Origin of the sequence: Paenibacillus pinisoli, from assembly GCF_003605435.1 — a bacterium.
Taxonomy (GTDB): Bacteria; Bacillota; Bacilli; order Paenibacillales; family Paenibacillaceae; genus Pristimantibacillus; species Pristimantibacillus pinisoli.
The window spans coordinates 189,576-205,609 of record NZ_QXQB01000006.1 but is presented as its reverse complement, the minus strand read 5'-3'; the positions used below and the strand labels follow the sequence as shown (position 1 = coordinate 205,609).

Sequence of the window (16,034 nt, the reverse complement as noted above, 5' to 3'; positions counted from 1 at the left end):
TGCTGGCCGTTTCCTCATACAGTTCAAACAAAAAGAGCCTGTCGCCGCAACGACACGCTCTTATCCGGCCCGGAATTCTCCCCGCGCGAGACGCGGTAAGCCCTTCCAAGGCACAATAAAGGCGCATGATTACGGACACGTAACCCTGCGCCTTTGATATCGGGTACACCCTGATATATCAAAGTTATTCTTCGCGCAGTTGGATTACGTCGTGGGAGCCGTTATGAAAATGGCCGTTCAAATCATTATTACGCATGTCGTAATCCTCCCTCTTCGCTAGAAATTTTTTGAAATCTATTTGTCACTTTATCATTCCGATCAAGAAACTGTCAATCGTAAAGTTCGCTATAAGTATTCTTTACCGCCTGCAGCCATTCCTCCGGAAGAAGCCTGCGATAATCAGGCTCCAGATACCGGTCGTCTATGAGCACAAGCCGCCCTTCATCGGTCTCGGAGCGAATCAGCCTGCCGCCTGCTTGCAGCACCTTGTTCATGCCGGGTATGACATAAGCATAGTGAAAGCCCCGATTGCCCCGCTCTTGATAGTACGCCCGCAGCGCGTCCCGCTCCAGCCCAAGCTGCGGCATGCCGACGCCTACCACGACCACGCCTATAAGCCGCTCTCCCGGCAGATCAACGCCCTCTGAGAAGACGCCGCCCATGACCGCGAAGCCCACCAGCGACCGCGCTCCGTCTGGCTGGAAGGCCTCCAGAAATCCGTCACGCTCTTCTTCCGTCATATCGCTGCGCTGCACTTGAACGGATGGCCGCTCTTCAGGCGGCAGCCCTTCGCGTTCCATCAACTCTATATATGCTTCATAGACCGCATTCATGTAAGCATAGGACGGGAAAAACACAAAATAATTACCTCTCCTGGACATAACCGTCCGATGCACGATACCGGCGATAGGTGCATATGATTCCCCGCGATGCTGGTAACGGGTCGAGACCGGGTAGACTGATACATCCAGCTGGCCGCTGTCAAAGGGAGATGCCAGAGAGATGGTATAGTCTTCCTCCGCGCCGCCCAGCATGTCCATGTAATAGCCAAGGGGAGTGAGCGTAGCCGAGAAGTAGACGGCTGACCGGTAGCCTTTCCTCATGCCCTTCAGCAGTTCGGATGGGTCGAGGCAATAGAGCTTCATGCTGACATCGTTCCTTATCACCTCCGTCAATGTCGCATAACGGACGTCATATAACTTCGCTGCCCGGAGAAATTGCTGAGTCTGGAAGTATAGATCAAGCCCTTCGGCGCCGATGTCTTCGAGGAGCGGCTCCAGTTCCTCTGCGAAGCGCTCCGCCAGCGCAATCAGCTCGTCCGGCCTCTCCTGCTCCATGGCTGACGGCTTCCCATCGCCAAGAAGCTTGCGCCTGGCGATAAAATAGTCGTTGACCGCCTTCGCCGCGCTATATGCGCCCGGATGCTTCCCCTTCATCTCCCGCTGCATCGCAAGGAACGGGGCTTTCGCCAGCGAGCCGGAGAACATCTCCCGCCCGCGGTCGGGAAGATGATGCGCCTCGTCCACAAGCAGGGCTGTCCGCTTCTTCACTTCCCCATGCAGCCGCTTGAACGAAATCCGCGGATCGAAGACATAGTTGTAATCGCAAATAACCATGTCGGCGGCATAAGCCAAGTCCAGCGAATATTCGAACGGGCATACAAGGTGCTTGCGCGCGTATTGCTCAATGACCGGTCTTGTCAGCAGCGTCTCCTCCCGGAGAATATCCATAATCGCTTCATTAATCCGGTCATAATAACCGTCTGCGTACGGACAATGCTCCTTCTCGCAGCGAGTCTCCTCCTGGAAGCATATCTTGTCCTTGGCTGTAATCGTTACAGCATGGAGCCTTAGCCCCTGAGCCTCCATTAGCCGCAGAGCATCCTCGGCTGCCGCTCTTGTCGTCGTCCTCGCCGTCAAATAATAAATCCGCTGCAAGAGGCCTTGGCCGATCGCTTTGATCGCAGGGAAGGTGGTAGAGATTGTCTTGCCGATTCCTGTTGGCGCTCTTGCGAACAGGGAGACCCCTTCCTCAATCGACTTGTATACGGCCCCCGCCAGCTTCCGCTGTCCCGCCCGATAGGCGCGGAACGGGAAATCGAGCTCCCTGATGCTCTCGTCGCGGCTCTGTTCATGCTCTTTGCGAAGCAGCGCATACGGGGCATACCGCTCGATCATGCCGAGGATATCCGACTCCAGCTCCTCGAAGCTGGCTTCCCTGACGAATCGGACCGTCTCATCCGTTACGGTATGCACATACGTCATCTGCACACTCATCCTGCGAACGCCATGGTCTCTCGCATACATATAGGCGTAGAACCAGGCCTGCGCCCAGTGGACAGGGAGTCCGCCCTCTTCCTTCACGCGCGCAAGGTCGCCTCTAGTAGACTTGATCTCATCAATCATCGGCACATTGTCCGAGGCAAGCAAGCCGTCACAGCGCCCGTCAATGGCGAACCGAAGATCATCCCCCCATGGGATGTCTGCTTTCAGATACACTTCCTTCTGGTCGTGCTCGCCATATTCGCTCTGGATGCGTTGATGCGCCTTCGTCCCGTCCAGCATGGCATCCGCGCTCTGCAGCCGGGCATCGATGCTGCCGCTGGAGAAGACATATTCCACCAGTTGCCTGACTGACAGGGATACTACATATGAGTTCGACATAAGCTCTCCTTCACGTCCGACCGAAAGAACATTTGTTCCCTAAGTGTAGCATACATCGTGGAGTTGTACAGCCGTCCCCAAGATCCATTTCCATGAAAAAACCGGGTTGACAGCAAAAAAATTCATATGGTAGTATGAGAACCAATTCACTTTGAACGGAGGGTTACGTGTGTTGAACTAATGATTCGGTTGCTCGATGTGCATGGAACACAATATTGCCTATAGGCTCTCTTTGTGCATCGTAATCGAAGAATGGTTTGCCATACGGTAACCCAATTGCATACAGGAACGTATTCTCGAAATTCCGGCCAGCAAGGACCTTTATTTGCAGTCTGCCCGTACTGCTTATCGGCCTGCTTAAGCTTGATTGTTCGCAGCGCTCCTCTATGTCTCGATTACGATCAGCACAGGCTAAGAGCCTGTGCTTTTCTAATTTCACCGCAAATGACGAGGGGGAATCATCATATGACTCATAAGCTAATTGCCAGCAATGGCGCCATGATCTGTGCAGAAAGCTTCGGCAACCCGGCCCATCCGGCTGTCCTGCTCATTATGGGAGCGCAGTCTTCGCTGCTCTGGTGGGAGGAAGCCTTCTGCCACTATCTCGCTGATGAAGGACGGTTCGTCATCCGCTACGATAATCGCGACACCGGACTGTCGACTACGTACGAGCCCGGCAAGCCGGACTACACCTTCGAGGACATGGCGGATGACGCCATTCAGGTTCTGGATGGCTACGGCATCGAGCAGGCCCATATTGTCGGCATGTCCATGGGCGGCATGCTGGCACAGATGATCTCGCTTCGCCATAAGTCCCGCGTTCGCACCATTACGCTGCTGGCGACTTCCAACTTTGCGCCGCATCTTCCTCCTATGGAGGAGAAGATTATGAATTATTTCGTCAATTCCGGTCAGATAGACTGGACGGACACCCGAGCTGTCATTGACTTCAATATCGGCAAGTCCAAGCTGCTCTCCGGCTCCAAAAATCCGTTCGACCTGCCTCGGGCAACCGAGCTCGCAGAAGAAGAAGCAAGGCGCAGCACCCGAATGGAAAGCATCAACAATCATGCTCTGGTCGCGGGCGGCGAGCACTACTTGACGCGCATAAGCGAAATAGATGTCCCCGCTTTAATTATCCATGGCACAGAAGACCCTATCATCCCCTATCCGCACGCCTTGCATCTGGCAGATACCATCCCAGGGTCCCGGCTCTTGACGCTGGATGGGACCGGACATGAGCTGCATCATCATGACTGGGATGCCATCATTGAGGCGATCAAGGCTCATACCTCTGTCTGAAGCTCTTAAACGGCACAGCGGCAGCCCTGAAGGCCTGTTACAGGTCTCTTGGACTGCCGCTTCTTACTGAATTGCACTACTTTTGGCTACTCCGGATCCGTATCTTTCTTGTGGACGCTGCCGATTTCGGGCTCCTCCGTGAACAAGCCGAATTGCTCATCGATATCCCGCTCGGTTACCAATCCTTCGTGCTTGACGGAATCCGGTAGTCGCACACGTTCATTATCCTTCGTCACCTGCTAGCCTCCTTATAGAAATTATGGATCTGTTTCTATTCTGTTATAGATTGCCCGCCCGCCTGCTGCATCAAACGTACGCCCTCAATCTGTATCCGGCCAAAGAAAAACCGCCGCAGGAAGATTATCTTCCTGCGGCGGTCTTCGCCGGTTGCGGCGGCTTAGCTCTTCAGCTCTGCTGTCGAATTGACCAGCATCGGAAGCATTTTCTCGCCGCTTACCATTGGTGCGTTGCACATAATACAGCTCGGCACTCGCTCGAATGAGAAGTTGTCCCTCATCCAGCTGTTGCAGCCCTCAGTCTCGCATGTCCATACTTTCGTGTTTTCAAGCGGAATTTCTTCTAGCGGTTTTTTACGATTGTACATGGCCAGCCTCCTTCGCGCCAGCGCCAACACATGCCGGTGTACCGGCCGTGTCCGCCTCGCAGATATGTGTGTAATGTGCGTCCCTGCCTGTCTCTCCGCCGACAACCCCTCGACAAAACGGAAAACTGCCTCTAACGCTTGGTCAGCGGGCAGTTTTCGTCTATGGGGCTCTGCCGTCGTTCAAGGCGACAACAGGAAGTTAAGTATTAAATTTCCGTCATTGTACCATGTACACCGGAATAAGGCAAATGATATAGATGCCTGCCAGCCGGAACGCTTCATTACGCCAGAATGGGCTTTCGTGCCCTATTTCATTATTTTTATTCAGCGGAATTGAATTTCATGACTCGGGGGAAAGTGGACAAGAGGAGGTGAGCCGATGAGCCAGACGGATTCTTTTGTAGACAAAGTCAAAAGCACGCAGCAAAAAGCCGAGCGGAACAAGCGTACGAACGGGCAGGGATCGCCGGGCGGGCAGCTCCCGAACAAACAGCATAGCACCAACAAATAATTGTGCACAGACAAATCGTGCGCCTAATGAGCGAGCAGAGCTCGCGTGTAAACGTGAAAAGAGGCTCCCCTTTTTTGAAAGGGAGCCTCTTTTCATATAGCGAAATCGCCAGCTTCTCCGCCGGGATCAAGCCCCGCTTTTACGCGTCTTGGCTTGTGGCGGCTCCGGTGCGATTTCTGGAAGCTTGACCGCCGGGTACAGCTTGGCAAGCAGGAATGATTGTCCGATCATGAACAATCCCCCCGTCACCCAATACAGCGAGATAGCTGCCGGAGCCCACAAGGCGAACACGCCCATTAGAATCGGCGAGAGGTAGCCCATGAATGCCAGCTGCTTGTTCGCCGAGTTGTCGGCGCCCCGCTGAGAGACCTTGAATTGCAAGAAATAGATGAATGCCGCGATAAGCGGCAGCCACAGATCAGGCGTCCCCAGCTTGAACCAAAGGAACGAATGGGTAGACATCTCCGGCGTCAGCCGGATGGCGGAATACAGTCCCGTCAGAATCGGCAATTGTATGAGCAGCGGCAGGCAGCCCATCGCCAGCGGATTGACGTTGTGCTTCTTATACAGCTCCATCGTCTCCTGCTGCTTCTTCACTAACGCGTCCTGGTCCTTCTTGTCCTTGTATTTCGCCTCCAGAGCCTTGAGCTCCGGCTGCAATGCAGCCATCTTCGTCTTCATGGCCTGTTGAGATTTATATTGTCTGAGCATCAGCGGGAAGAGCGCAACCCGGATAATAATGGTGATCGCCATGATCGCAAGACCGTAATTGTCGCCAAGCGCTCCCGCAATTCCGCTGATCAGCTCTGAGAGCGGATAAATGATGTAGTGATTGAATACGCCCGGCGTATCTTCATTGATGGTGCCCGTAGCTGAACCGCAGCCAGGCAGAATGACCAGCAGCGCCAGCACAGCCAGCGCTAGAATATATTTTTTTATCCCGTTATTCCGGGAAGCAGAGATGAATGTTCGATTAGACATGTAGTCCCTCCTCGTTGATTGGATCTTGCGCTAACCAACGAGGCGCTGCACGCCGGATCATCTTCTTCCGGCGAATCCTTGCGCTTGATATGACGGACCAGCCGCTTCTGAACGACCGCCGCAATCGAGACAATGCGGCGTTCCGTCCCAATAAGCATCCCGTTTTCCTCATCGTGGCAGACCATCGTAGCAGATACGGTATGCAGATGAACGGAATATAGCCCCGCTACTGCGCAGATCCAGCCGATCGTCAGCAGATAAGGCAGCCATTCCTGGAATTCCAACTCGAACATTTCAATCCCCCCTTCCCCGGACAAAGATTCGTTTTTAATTATACGGCAGCAAACTGGTTATAGTAACAACAATTCACAATGATCTGGAGAGGGCCTATGCGAAGAACCGCTTTGCTGCGAATCATCTATCTGCTTCTCCTCGTGTTCGTCGCTTCCGCTGCGCTGCTGCCCAGCCTTCTTGGCGATGTCCGCACGGGACTCGGACCATATGCATCAACTGTCGCCCCAGCCGCTCCAAGCGTGGGGGAAAAGGGCACAATTGTGCTTGGCACATCGCCCGACTATCCGCCCTATGAGAATGTCGATGCCAAAAAGGGCGGCGAAATCGTCGGCATGGACATTGATATCGCCAAGTTTATTGCGGCCCAACTCGGCTTTAAGCTGGAGATCGCCGCAATGGATTTTAACGGCTTAATCGCCGCCTTGCAGACGGGCAGGGTCGACTTCGTCATGTCGGCGATGTCCGTTACGGAGGAACGGAAGAACAACGTCGACTTCTCCTCTACCTATTATGTAGCGCGGAACACCATTGTGTCCAGAGAGAGCGAGCCTTACGAGACCAGTGAATCGCTGGGAGGAAAAATCGTCGGCACCCAGCTTGGCTCCACACAGGATCTTTATGCGCAGACGCTAGAAGGCGCCGAGCTGAAGAAGCTCAACCGGATACCGGATCTGATCCAGGAGCTCAAGACAGGACGCGTCCATGCGGTAATCGTCGAGGATGCCGTAGCCGTAGAGATGACAGCGGCGAACCCTGACCTGATCATGACCTTCTTGCCGCCCGGCAACTCGAAGGACGGATATGCCATCGCCTTCCCGAAGGGCTCTGCCCTGGTAGAATCGTTCAACGGCGCACTGGAAGAGATGAAGGCGAGCGGTCAGATCGACGCCATTGTGGACAAGTGGTTCGCCACCGGACGGGAGCCGCAGGCGGACAGCTTCCTGAATCTGAACTTCGGCATCCTGAAGGGATATATTCCATATATGCTGAAGGGCGTCTATGTCACGCTGCTCTTCACCCTTGTATCCGCCGCATTCGGCTTCATCTGGGGCACGATTCTGTCCCTGTTCAAAATATCCGGGATCAGGCCGCTGGAGTGGTTCGCAACCGCTTATACCTCCATACTGCGCGGAACGCCGCTGCTCCTGCAGCTTTTCCTGATCTACTACGCAACGCCGCAGCTATTCCAGTATGACATATCGCCGCTTATGGCAGCGGGGCTGGCGTTCGGCCTCAACTCAGCCGCGTATCTGTCGGAGACCATTCGCGGCGGCATAATGGCCGTCGACAAGGGACAGCGGGAGGCAGCCATGTCGCTTGGCATTCCCTACCGGACAATGATGATCAGCATCATCCTGCCGCAAGCCGTAAGAACCATTCTACCGGCGCTGGTGAACGAATGCGTCGCTCTGCTGAAAGAATCGTCGCTCGTCTCCGTCATTGGCGTGCAGGACATTATGCGCAGGGCGAGTGTGGTGCAGGCGACGGAATTCCGCGCGCTGGAGGCGCTCCTGTTCGCCGGGGTGATCTACTACGTATTGGTGCTTGTCCTGACATCGCTTGCCCATCTGCTGGAAAGGAGGCTTCGCCGCAGTGATTAATGTAACGGAATTGACCAAAACCTTCGGCAAGCATCAGGTGTTGAAAGGCATAACAACCTCTGTACGCAAGGGAGAGGTTGTGGCCCTCATCGGCCCGTCCGGCTCCGGCAAGTCGACCTTCCTGCGCTGCTTGAACCTGCTGGAGACGCCAACCTCCGGCATTATTACCATCAACGATACGGAGCTGACCAACCGCCATACCAACATCGGCAAGGTCAGGCAGCGCATCGGCATGGTTTTCCAGCACTTTCACTTGTTCCCCCACATGACGGTGATGGAGAACATCACGTTTGCACCGCGCCGGGTGAAAGGTGTACCCGCTGGTGCCGCAAGGGATAAAGCTATTGCGCTATTGGAACGCGTCGGACTGGCCGATAAGGCGGACAGCTACCCTTCGAGGCTCTCCGGCGGACAGAAGCAGCGCGTCGCGATTGCGCGCAGCCTTGCTATGGAGCCGGAGATCATGCTGTTCGACGAGCCCACATCGGCGCTCGACCCCGAGATGGTCAAGGAAGTGCTCGCTGTTATTCAGGGGCTGGCCAGCACTGGCATGACGATGCTGATTGTGACGCACGAGATGAAGTTCGCCCGCGAGGCTGCCGATACCATCTATTTCTTGGATGACGGCAGACTGGTCGAGAAGACGCCTCCCGCGCAATTTTTCGAAGAGCCGCAAAGCGAGCGCGCCAAGCGGTTTTTGGAGAAGGTGCTCTAGGCTACAACATAGGGAATACCTACTCTACAGCGTTCGTTCGGCTGCCACAGCATTCTCCGCTAAAGCCGTGGGAAGTTCCAGGCCGATTTGGGCAGCTTGAAGCACACGTGCGTCCAAGCTACTTCCAAGGCTTTAAGCCGTATTTCATGGCTTAAAGCCTGCTCAGACTGCACTTCCCGCGCTCGATGCCGATTTTCTCGGCTTGCAGCTCCCGCAGACTGCTACTTCCCACGCTCGATGCCAACTTTCTCGGCTTAGAGCTCTCTCAAGCTGCACTTCCCACGCTCTATGCCGACTTTCTCGGCTTGCAGCTCCAGTAGACTGCACTTCCCGCGCTCGATGCCGACTTTCTAGGCTTGCAGCTCCCGCAGACTGATACTCCCCACTCTCTATGCCGCATTATCGGCCTATCAATTTCTTCGATCCTCGATAATACCAGCTTGCCGTTTGTCCCCATTTCATCCTATCTATTATAATCAGATGAATAGGTGATGAGTGACAAGGAGGACGAGAAACCATGCGTACTGAAGCAGAAATGTTGGGGCTGATCCTGGGCTTCGCCAACAAACAGCCCGGTATTAGAGCCGTCATCATGAACGGCTCCCGCGTCAATCCTCATGCGGCCAAAGACCGATTCCAAGACTACGATATCGTCTACTATGTGACTGATGTGCAAGAGTGGATCACTGACCGCAGCTGGATCAGCCGCTTCGGCGACATTCTCATCATGCAGACGCCTGATGAAGGGACTCTCATTCAAGATGAGCCCCGCGCCAGCTTCGGCTATCTCATGCTGTTCATGGACGGCAACCGCATCGACCTGACCTTCGCGCCTGCCAGCCAGTTGGAAAGCATGCGCCATGACAGCCTAAGCCTCGTGCTGCTCGATAAGGATGCGCGCGTCGGGAAGCTCCCTCCTCCCAATATTGATGACTACCGGACAAAGGAGCCGAGCGCCAAGCATTTTGCGGAATGCTGCAATGAATTTTGGTGGGTAAGCACCTATATCGCCAAAGGGCTGTGGCGCGGTGAGCTCTATTATGCCAAGTTCCATCTGGAGCGTCCTGTGCGCGACATGCTGATCTATATGCTGGATTGGTACATTGGCTGCCAGTCGGACTTTAAAGCGAATCCCGGCAAGCTGGGCAAATATTATGAAGAGCTGCTCCCTCCCGAGCTGTGGGCCAAATTCCGGCAGACCTTCCCGAATGACGGCAGCGACCAGATTTGGCAATCGTTATTCGTGATGTCCGAGCTGTTCCGCGAGACGGCCCATACGGTCGCACAGCATTACGGCTTCGTCTACAATGAAGACGAGGACCGCAATGTCACAGCTTATCTGCACCGCGTTCAAGCTTCCGCTTCCTCCTGAGGCTCACACGGCGGACGGAGTTCCGTCAAGCCGTTCATATAAGGCTGGAGCGCCTCCGGAATATAGATCGAACCGTCCTCGCGCTGATGATTCTCCAGTAGCGGGATCAGGATGCGCGGGCTCGCGACCGCTGTATTATTAAGCGTATGGCAATAACGAAGCGTCCCGTCTTCGTCCCGATAGCGAATGTTGGCGCGGCGCGCCTGGAAGTCATGCAGGTTCGACGACGAATGCGTCTCTCCGTATGCCGCGCGGCTTGGCATCCATGTCTCCAGATCGTACTGCTTGTATGTCTTCTGCGACATATCTCCGGTACAGACAGCCATCTGCCTGTATGGCAGCTCCAGCTTCTGCAGCAGCAGCTCCGCATTCGCCGTAATTTCCTGCAGGATCGCCTCCGATACGGCTGGGTCCGCCTTGCAAATCACAACTTGCTCCACCTTCGCGAATTGATGGACCCGATAGAGGCCGCGGACATCCCGCCCTGCCGATCCAACCTCGCTGCGGAAGCACATCGAAGCGGCCGCCAGCCGGATCGGCGTCTCAGCCTCTACAATCTCACCCGAATAATACATCATCAGGGGCACTTCCGATGTGCCGGCCATATAGCCGTCGATTCCATCCAGCCTGTAGGCTTGGTCACGTCCAAGCGGGAAAAATCCCGTATGGCTCATCGCTTCTTCCCTCACCATTAGCGGCACTTCAAGAAGCTCAAAGCCCCGTTCGAGCAGCAAATCCAGCGCAAGCTGCTGGACAGCCCGGTGCAGCAGCGCTCCCGCTCCCTTCAAGTAATAATGGCGGCTGCCGCCTGTCTTCACGCCCCGCGGAACATCAATCAAGCCGTGCAGCTCCCCCAGTTCCATATGATCCCTTGGCTCGAACGGGTAGGCCGGCAGCTCGCCAACCCGCTTCAATTCCACGTTGTCTTCATCCGAGCGGCCAATCGGCGAATCCGGCGATACGACGTTGGGGACGAGCTCATACAAGACGCCGAACCGCTCTTCCGAATCCCGCAGCTCCGCCTCCAGCTCAGCCAGCTTGGCATTAACGGTTTTCGTCTCCGAACGGATAGCCTGCGCTTCGTCCCGGCGCTTATCCCCCATAAGCCGTCCGATTTCATTCGACAAGCGGTTGCGGCGTTCCCGCAGCACATCGGTATCCCGCTTCAGCCTGCGCCGCTCCTCGTCCCGTGCCAGCAATTCATCCACCGACAGGCGAATGCCCTTATTCCGCACCGCTGCCCTTACCTCTTCCGCATGTTCTCTTACCCATTTCATGTCCAACATTGTCACCGCGCTCCTTTTCGCATAGAAATACAAAAAGCGCCCTTATCCCAATGGGACGAGGAGCGCTTGTCTCGCGGTGCCACCCAAATTAACCGGACCAATCAGAGGGTCCGATTCTCTTTGTTCCGCGGTAACGGGCGGATTCCGGCAAACTTAGGGAGCAGGCTTCATGCGTCAGCCTTCCTTGGCGAATACGCCTCCGAGTTGGATTCTCATCATAGGCATAGTGTCCGTATCGTTTTTTTGTATTATAAATAGGTTTCCCGCTTAAAGCAAGCCCAATTCCTCTTTGCAAAAAAATCCAGAAATCACACTTGTCTCACGCCCTGCTTAACAGGAATAGGCTTTCGCTTCTGCTCATCAACAATTATATTGGAGGAATAAGAATCTTGCGGAACAAAGGAGAAGGGAGTGCCTCAGATGAATGATATGCGCCATATTCAAGAGCTGACCACGCTCAAAATGATTGCGGAGACGCTTAACCGCTCCCATCATGTCTATGACATGCTGGAGGCCGTACTGGAGAAGCTGCTTGATGTCACCGAGCTTACCTTCGGCTGGATCTTCCTGATAGACGACAACGGGCATTACAGCTTCGCCGCCGATCGGAACTTGCCGCCCGCCCTGCTCCTGCAGGACAAAGCGCCTATGAAATGCGGCTCATGCTGGTGCGTCGATCAATACCGCAGCGAGCGGCTGACGGATGCGGTCAACATCCTAAGCTGTCGCAGGCTCAGCCAAGCCCGGGCCGCAAAAAGCGGCGATACATGCGGCTTCACCCACCATGCCACAGTGCCGCTGCGGATTGGCGAGCGCAAATTCGGCATTCTGAATGTCGGTGCGGCAGGCAAAAACCATTTTACGGATGAAGAGCTGGCACTGCTTCAATCGGTCGCCTTCCAAATCGGCGTGGCGGTGGAACGCATCCGGCTGCATGAAGCGGAGCAGCGGCGGGCCCAGCAATTCACCCGTCTGGGAGCATACAGCCGCTCTCTGCACGAGTCGGTCAGCTCCGGCATGGCGCCAGTCCAGCTGGCGGAGAATGCGATCTCCCTGCTCGCGGAGCAATTCGATTGGCCATTGGCCGCTCTGCTGGAGCGTACAAGCGACAGCCGGTATGCGATCCAGGCGCTCCATGCCGATCATGCGCTGCAGGATCATGTCCTTACCGCCCCGGCTTTCCTCGCGGCGGAGCTGGACCGCATCGCCAGCGATTCGCGCTGCATAGAGCTGGATATCCGTCATTCCAGCGATGACATGACTACACCTTGGGGCCTCACGTCCTCCCCGCGCTCCGCCTTGCTGGCCGTCCCCGTTACACCGCTGGTATCGCAGTCTGAGCGGATTCTGTTGATTCGCAGCAGCAGTCCCGCCTTCCTGAACAGGGTGGAGAGCGAGGTGCTGGAAGCGGTGGCGGAGCATATAGCAGCTGCGGTCGACCATGCCAGGCTGGAGCAGAACAGGCGCGAGCTGGTGAGAGTAGAGGAGCGCAACCGGCTGGCCCGCGACTTGCATGATTCTGTATCCCAGATGCTCTTCTCCATCAGCATGACGGCAAAGGGAGCGGAGTCTTATTTGCAAGATAAAGATCTGGACGCTGCCCGCCACGCCCTTCAGGATATGACGGTCGTCTCCAAGGATGCGCTGAAGGAGATGCGCTCGCTCATTATGCAGCTTCGTCCCGCCAATCTGGACGGTGGCATTGCCAGGGCGATCGTCGAATACGGCAAGCGGCTAGGCCTTCATGTCCAGTTGACATGCGATGGCTGCATGAAGCAGCTTTCGCAGGCGATCGAAGCAACAGTATGGCGGATTGCGCAGGAGACGCTGAACAATGTTGCCAAGCACGCAAAAGCGGATGCCGTCGAAATAGCCCTTTATACGCATGAATCGAGCCTCGTATATGTAGCCAAGGATAACGGCAAAGGGGTCAAGCTTGAAGAGCTTCCCGCCAGCGGCAACAGCTTCGGCTTGTCCATCATGAGAGAACGCGTCGAAGCTGCGGGAGGCCGGCTGAAGCTGGCCAGCGCGCCGGGTGAAGGCATGCTGATCGAAGCTACGCTGCCTTTGTCCGCATTCGAGATGGAAGGAGTCGTTCGGGGGCAATGACTATACGGATTCTGCTCGCTGATGATCACAAGGTGGTTCGGCGAGGACTGCAAGTATTCCTCACTTCGCAGAAGGATATGGAGATTGTGGGCGAAGCGTCCACCGGCCGGGAGCTGCTGGAGCAAGCGGCGGCGCTGGCGCCCGACATTGTGCTGATGGACCTTCGTATGCCCGTCATGGACGGGATTGAAGCGACCAAGCGCCTTGCAGAATCGCTGCCGGGCGTGAGGGTGATTGTGCTCACTTCCTTTTCGGATCAGGACCATGCCCTGCCCGCCATACGCGCGGGGGCCAAAGGCTACCTGCTGAAGGATCTGGAGCCTGATGAGCTCGCGAATGCAATCAGGCGGGTTCATGAAGGAAAGGTCGAGCTGCATCCCGATATCGCTGGACAGCTCATGAATCAATATATTCATCTGTATCAAGGGGACGCCGCTCCATCCGAAGCCAGCCCTGCCGCCCTAGATCCGCTCACGAGAAGGGAGCTTGAGGTGCTGCGGCTCATTGCAGCCGGCATGAATAACCGCATGATTGCGGATGCGCTTGTTATTGCCGAGAAGACAGTCAAGACGCATGTGACCCATATCTTAAGCAAGCTTGATCTGGCAGACCGCACGCAGGCAGCGCTGTTTGCGGTACGCAACGGGCTCGACAAAGAAGCTTGATCCAGGCTGCGCGGCAGTTCATCTCAGACTAACGTCGCATATACGCTCAGACCTTTGAAGGTGCTCCTCCCGGATAAGTTCAACCCTTGTGCCGACGTGCTCCTTGGAGTCCCTATGTTACGATCATGGCATAGCAACGGACGCAAGAGCCGGACCAAAGGGGAAATGGATCATGAACGTTATGATTATTGCAGGAAGCAATCACAAAGGGGCGACAAGCACCCGTCTCTCGGAATACATCCAGGAAGTTATCGCCGGCGAAGGGCATCAAGTCACCCTATACGACTTATACCGAAAGCCGCTGCCGTTCTACTCGCCGGACGGCGAATATGACAACAGCGGGCATATTGCGGAGCTGAAGCAGGGTATGCATCATGCCGATGCCATCGTGCTGGCCACGCCGGAATATCACAGCAGCATCTCCGGCGTATTGAAGAATGCGCTGGATCACCTGGGGCAGGATCACTTCCGCGGCAAAGCCGTGCTGTCCATGAGCTCGGCTGGCGGCGCAGTGGGTACCAGCTCCCTACAGCAATTGCAGACCATCGTACGCAATCTGCACGGGATCAACTCGCCGGAATGGGTGTCTATCGGCGGCGCCCAGCGGAACTGGTTCGCCGAGCCTCATACGGACAACGAAGGCTCCGGGGGCGAAATTGTGGAGCGAATCAAGCGGGTAGCCCGCTCCTTCCTGGAGCTGGCGGCACGGATAAAAGGATAGGCGCAGCTTATGCGCCTATCCTTCTTTTTGTCTGCGGATCAGCCACTCGCCTGCTTCCCGCTTCGAGGGCTCAGCAAGCTTGAGACTGCTGTCGTCCTCTCCGCCCAGCTCCTTGATCTTCTCCAGCTGCGTCCGAGTTGCCGGCTGCCGCTCGATCAGCCCGTTCATATTGCTGTAGGCGATCCGCTCAACCAGCGAGCGGTCATCCAGCTTATCCATTAAGCGATACATCGCTTCGATGGCCTTTTCCTCGCTGCTAAGGCCGTAGCCGGAATCCGTACTCAGCACAATCCGGTCTGGGAACTTCCTTATTACCGGAATAAAATCCTCCAGCACATTCGTGCTTTCCGGGTTGAAGACGGTAAAGCCTGCAAAGAAGTCGGCATACAAATTCGGATACTCCTCCAGCCACGCCTCTATATTAGCCGGCGAGTTGAATGCATTGGCATGGGCGAGAATAAAGGTCGTGTCGGGATAAGCGGCCAGCGCTTCTTGCAGCTTGGCGACCGGCATACCGTTCAGCGGATCGATATGCAGCAGAACCGGCGCCTGATATTCTGCGCACAAAGCATAAATTTCCGGCAGAATCCCATCCATCGGATGCTCCGTCTTCCACTCCACGCGGGCAAGTGCAGGTGAATGCTGCGATGCGGCCGCAATCTCGCCTAGGCCGAAGTAACCTCGCTCCAGCTTCTCCCGCAGCTTATCCAAGCCCTCCTTCTCCAGCAGATTGATGCCGGAGGTGAGAGGAATGAACCGCTCAGGATTGCTCTGGTATGCCTCCCAAGCGACCTCGTCCGTAGCCTCTGCAGCCGGCTCCGATACGGCGCCAAAGAGCACAACCCTGTCCACGCCGCTTGAATCCCACTTGGGAATCATACTGCGGTATTTGCTCCCGGCGGCATTATGGTTATGCGCATCCATAACTGGAATGTCACGATAAATCTGAACCAGCTCATCGAAGCTTTTCTCCGTCGGCGGCGCCTCGGACGGCTCTTGAGATACGATCAGCTGCCCCTGATCCGGTAAACCCGCAGTCTCGTCCGCTCCCGGAGCCATCGCCCGTCCTCCTGCTATCAAAGCGGCAGCCGCTGCTGCAATTCCAATCATCGCCCAAAGGACTCGTCTCTTGGATCTGCTCAAAATCCCCTCTCCCCCGCTAAATGGCTTATCTACGAACAACATAGCATCTTCATCCATTTATGTAAAT

At 55.6% G+C, this 16,034-nt stretch carries 15 protein-coding genes; 8 read left to right on the top strand and 7 right to left on the bottom strand.

Features of this window, described 5'->3' with window-relative positions; genetic code table 11:
* Window positions 1–329: 329 nt before the first annotated feature.
* A complete protein-coding gene (locus tag D3P09_RS23790) occupies window positions 330–2,663 on the bottom strand; it encodes an ATP-dependent DNA helicase (protein WP_120113929.1) in 2,334 nt (777 codons plus the stop codon).
* Window positions 2,664–3,128: 465 nt separating this feature from the next.
* On the opposite strand from D3P09_RS23790, the gene mle reads away from it, so the two are divergent.
* Window positions 3,129–3,965, top strand: a complete 837-nt coding sequence (gene mle / locus D3P09_RS23785; protein WP_120113928.1) for an alpha/beta fold macrolide esterase — start codon at window positions 3,129–3,131, stop codon at window positions 3,963–3,965.
* A gap of 86 nt (window positions 3,966–4,051) precedes the next feature.
* Here mle and D3P09_RS27850 read toward each other — a convergent pair whose 3' ends face one another.
* Together D3P09_RS27850 and D3P09_RS23780 are read right to left on the bottom strand one after the other, a co-directional pair.
* Window positions 4,052–4,201, bottom strand: coding sequence for a hypothetical protein (locus tag D3P09_RS27850; RefSeq protein WP_165867565.1), 150 nt, complete (start codon window positions 4,199–4,201; stop codon window positions 4,052–4,054).
* A gap of 161 nt (window positions 4,202–4,362) precedes the next feature.
* A complete protein-coding gene (locus D3P09_RS23780; RefSeq protein ID WP_120113927.1) occupies window positions 4,363–4,569 on the bottom strand; it encodes a cold-shock protein in 207 nt (68 codons plus the stop codon).
* A gap of 379 nt (window positions 4,570–4,948) precedes the next feature.
* Here D3P09_RS23780 and D3P09_RS23775 point away from each other — a divergent pair, with 379 nt between their 5' ends.
* Window positions 4,949–5,080 (top strand): DUF4023 family protein, encoded by a 132-nt coding sequence (locus D3P09_RS23775; protein ID WP_120113926.1) that lies wholly within the window; start codon window positions 4,949–4,951, stop codon window positions 5,078–5,080.
* Between the two features lie 126 nt (window positions 5,081–5,206).
* On the opposite strand, the gene yidC is transcribed toward D3P09_RS23775, so the two are convergent.
* Together yidC and D3P09_RS27430 are read right to left on the bottom strand one after the other, a co-directional pair.
* Complete coding sequence (gene yidC, locus D3P09_RS23770) at window positions 5,207–6,061, bottom strand: membrane protein insertase YidC (RefSeq protein ID WP_120113925.1); 855 nt, start codon at window positions 6,059–6,061, stop codon at window positions 5,207–5,209.
* On the bottom strand, window positions 6,016–6,354 hold the full coding sequence (locus tag D3P09_RS27430) for a hypothetical protein (protein ID WP_133305050.1): 339 nt from the start codon (window positions 6,352–6,354) through the stop codon (window positions 6,016–6,018). Before D3P09_RS27430 ends, yidC begins: the two co-directional genes overlap by 46 nt.
* Before the next feature lie 96 nt (window positions 6,355–6,450).
* On the opposite strand from D3P09_RS27430, the gene D3P09_RS23765 reads away from it, so the two are divergent.
* The 3 genes from D3P09_RS23765 (at window position 6,451) to D3P09_RS23755 (ending at window position 10,043) form a co-directional block, all read left to right on the top strand.
* Entirely contained in the window at window positions 6,451–7,956 is a 1,506-nt protein-coding gene (locus D3P09_RS23765; protein WP_120113924.1) for an ABC transporter permease subunit, read from the top strand.
* Window positions 7,949–8,671, top strand: coding sequence for an amino acid ABC transporter ATP-binding protein (locus D3P09_RS23760; RefSeq protein ID WP_120113923.1), 723 nt, complete (start codon window positions 7,949–7,951; stop codon window positions 8,669–8,671). The genes D3P09_RS23765 and D3P09_RS23760 overlap by 8 nt, the downstream gene beginning before the upstream one ends.
* 517 nt (window positions 8,672–9,188) lie before the next feature.
* Window positions 9,189–10,043: an aminoglycoside 6-adenylyltransferase gene (locus D3P09_RS23755; protein ID WP_120113922.1), complete on the top strand. Its 855-nt coding sequence runs from the start codon at window positions 9,189–9,191 to the stop codon at window positions 10,041–10,043.
* Here D3P09_RS23755 and serS read toward each other — a convergent pair.
* The gene (gene serS, locus D3P09_RS23750) at window positions 10,022–11,329 is read right to left on the bottom strand and encodes a serine--tRNA ligase (RefSeq protein ID WP_120113921.1); all 1,308 of its coding nucleotides are present in this window, start codon (window positions 11,327–11,329) and stop codon (window positions 10,022–10,024) included. The genes D3P09_RS23755 and serS overlap by 22 nt on opposite strands.
* A 420-nt stretch (window positions 11,330–11,749) precedes the next feature.
* Here serS and D3P09_RS23745 point away from each other — a divergent pair, with 420 nt between their 5' ends.
* The 3 genes from D3P09_RS23745 to D3P09_RS23735 all read left to right on the top strand — a co-directional run bounded on the left by D3P09_RS23745 (window position 11,750) and on the right by D3P09_RS23735 (window position 14,824).
* The gene (locus D3P09_RS23745) at window positions 11,750–13,438 is read left to right on the top strand and encodes a GAF domain-containing sensor histidine kinase (protein ID WP_120113920.1); all 1,689 of its coding nucleotides are present in this window, start codon (window positions 11,750–11,752) and stop codon (window positions 13,436–13,438) included.
* Window positions 13,435–14,103, top strand: coding sequence for a response regulator (locus tag D3P09_RS23740; protein WP_120113919.1), 669 nt, complete (start codon window positions 13,435–13,437; stop codon window positions 14,101–14,103). Before D3P09_RS23745 ends, D3P09_RS23740 begins: the two co-directional genes overlap by 4 nt.
* A 172-nt stretch (window positions 14,104–14,275) precedes the next feature.
* The gene (locus D3P09_RS23735; protein WP_120113918.1) at window positions 14,276–14,824 is read left to right on the top strand and encodes an NADPH-dependent FMN reductase; all 549 of its coding nucleotides are present in this window, start codon (window positions 14,276–14,278) and stop codon (window positions 14,822–14,824) included.
* A 15-nt stretch (window positions 14,825–14,839) separates the two neighbouring features.
* Here the strand turns inward: D3P09_RS23735 and D3P09_RS23730 are convergent, their stop codons facing one another.
* Window positions 14,840–15,967 carry an amidohydrolase family protein gene (locus D3P09_RS23730; protein ID WP_243644433.1) on the bottom strand — a complete coding sequence of 376 codons (1,128 nt, stop codon included), beginning with the start codon at window positions 15,965–15,967 and terminating at the stop codon, window positions 14,840–14,842.
* Between the last annotated feature and the right edge of the window lie 67 nt (window positions 15,968–16,034).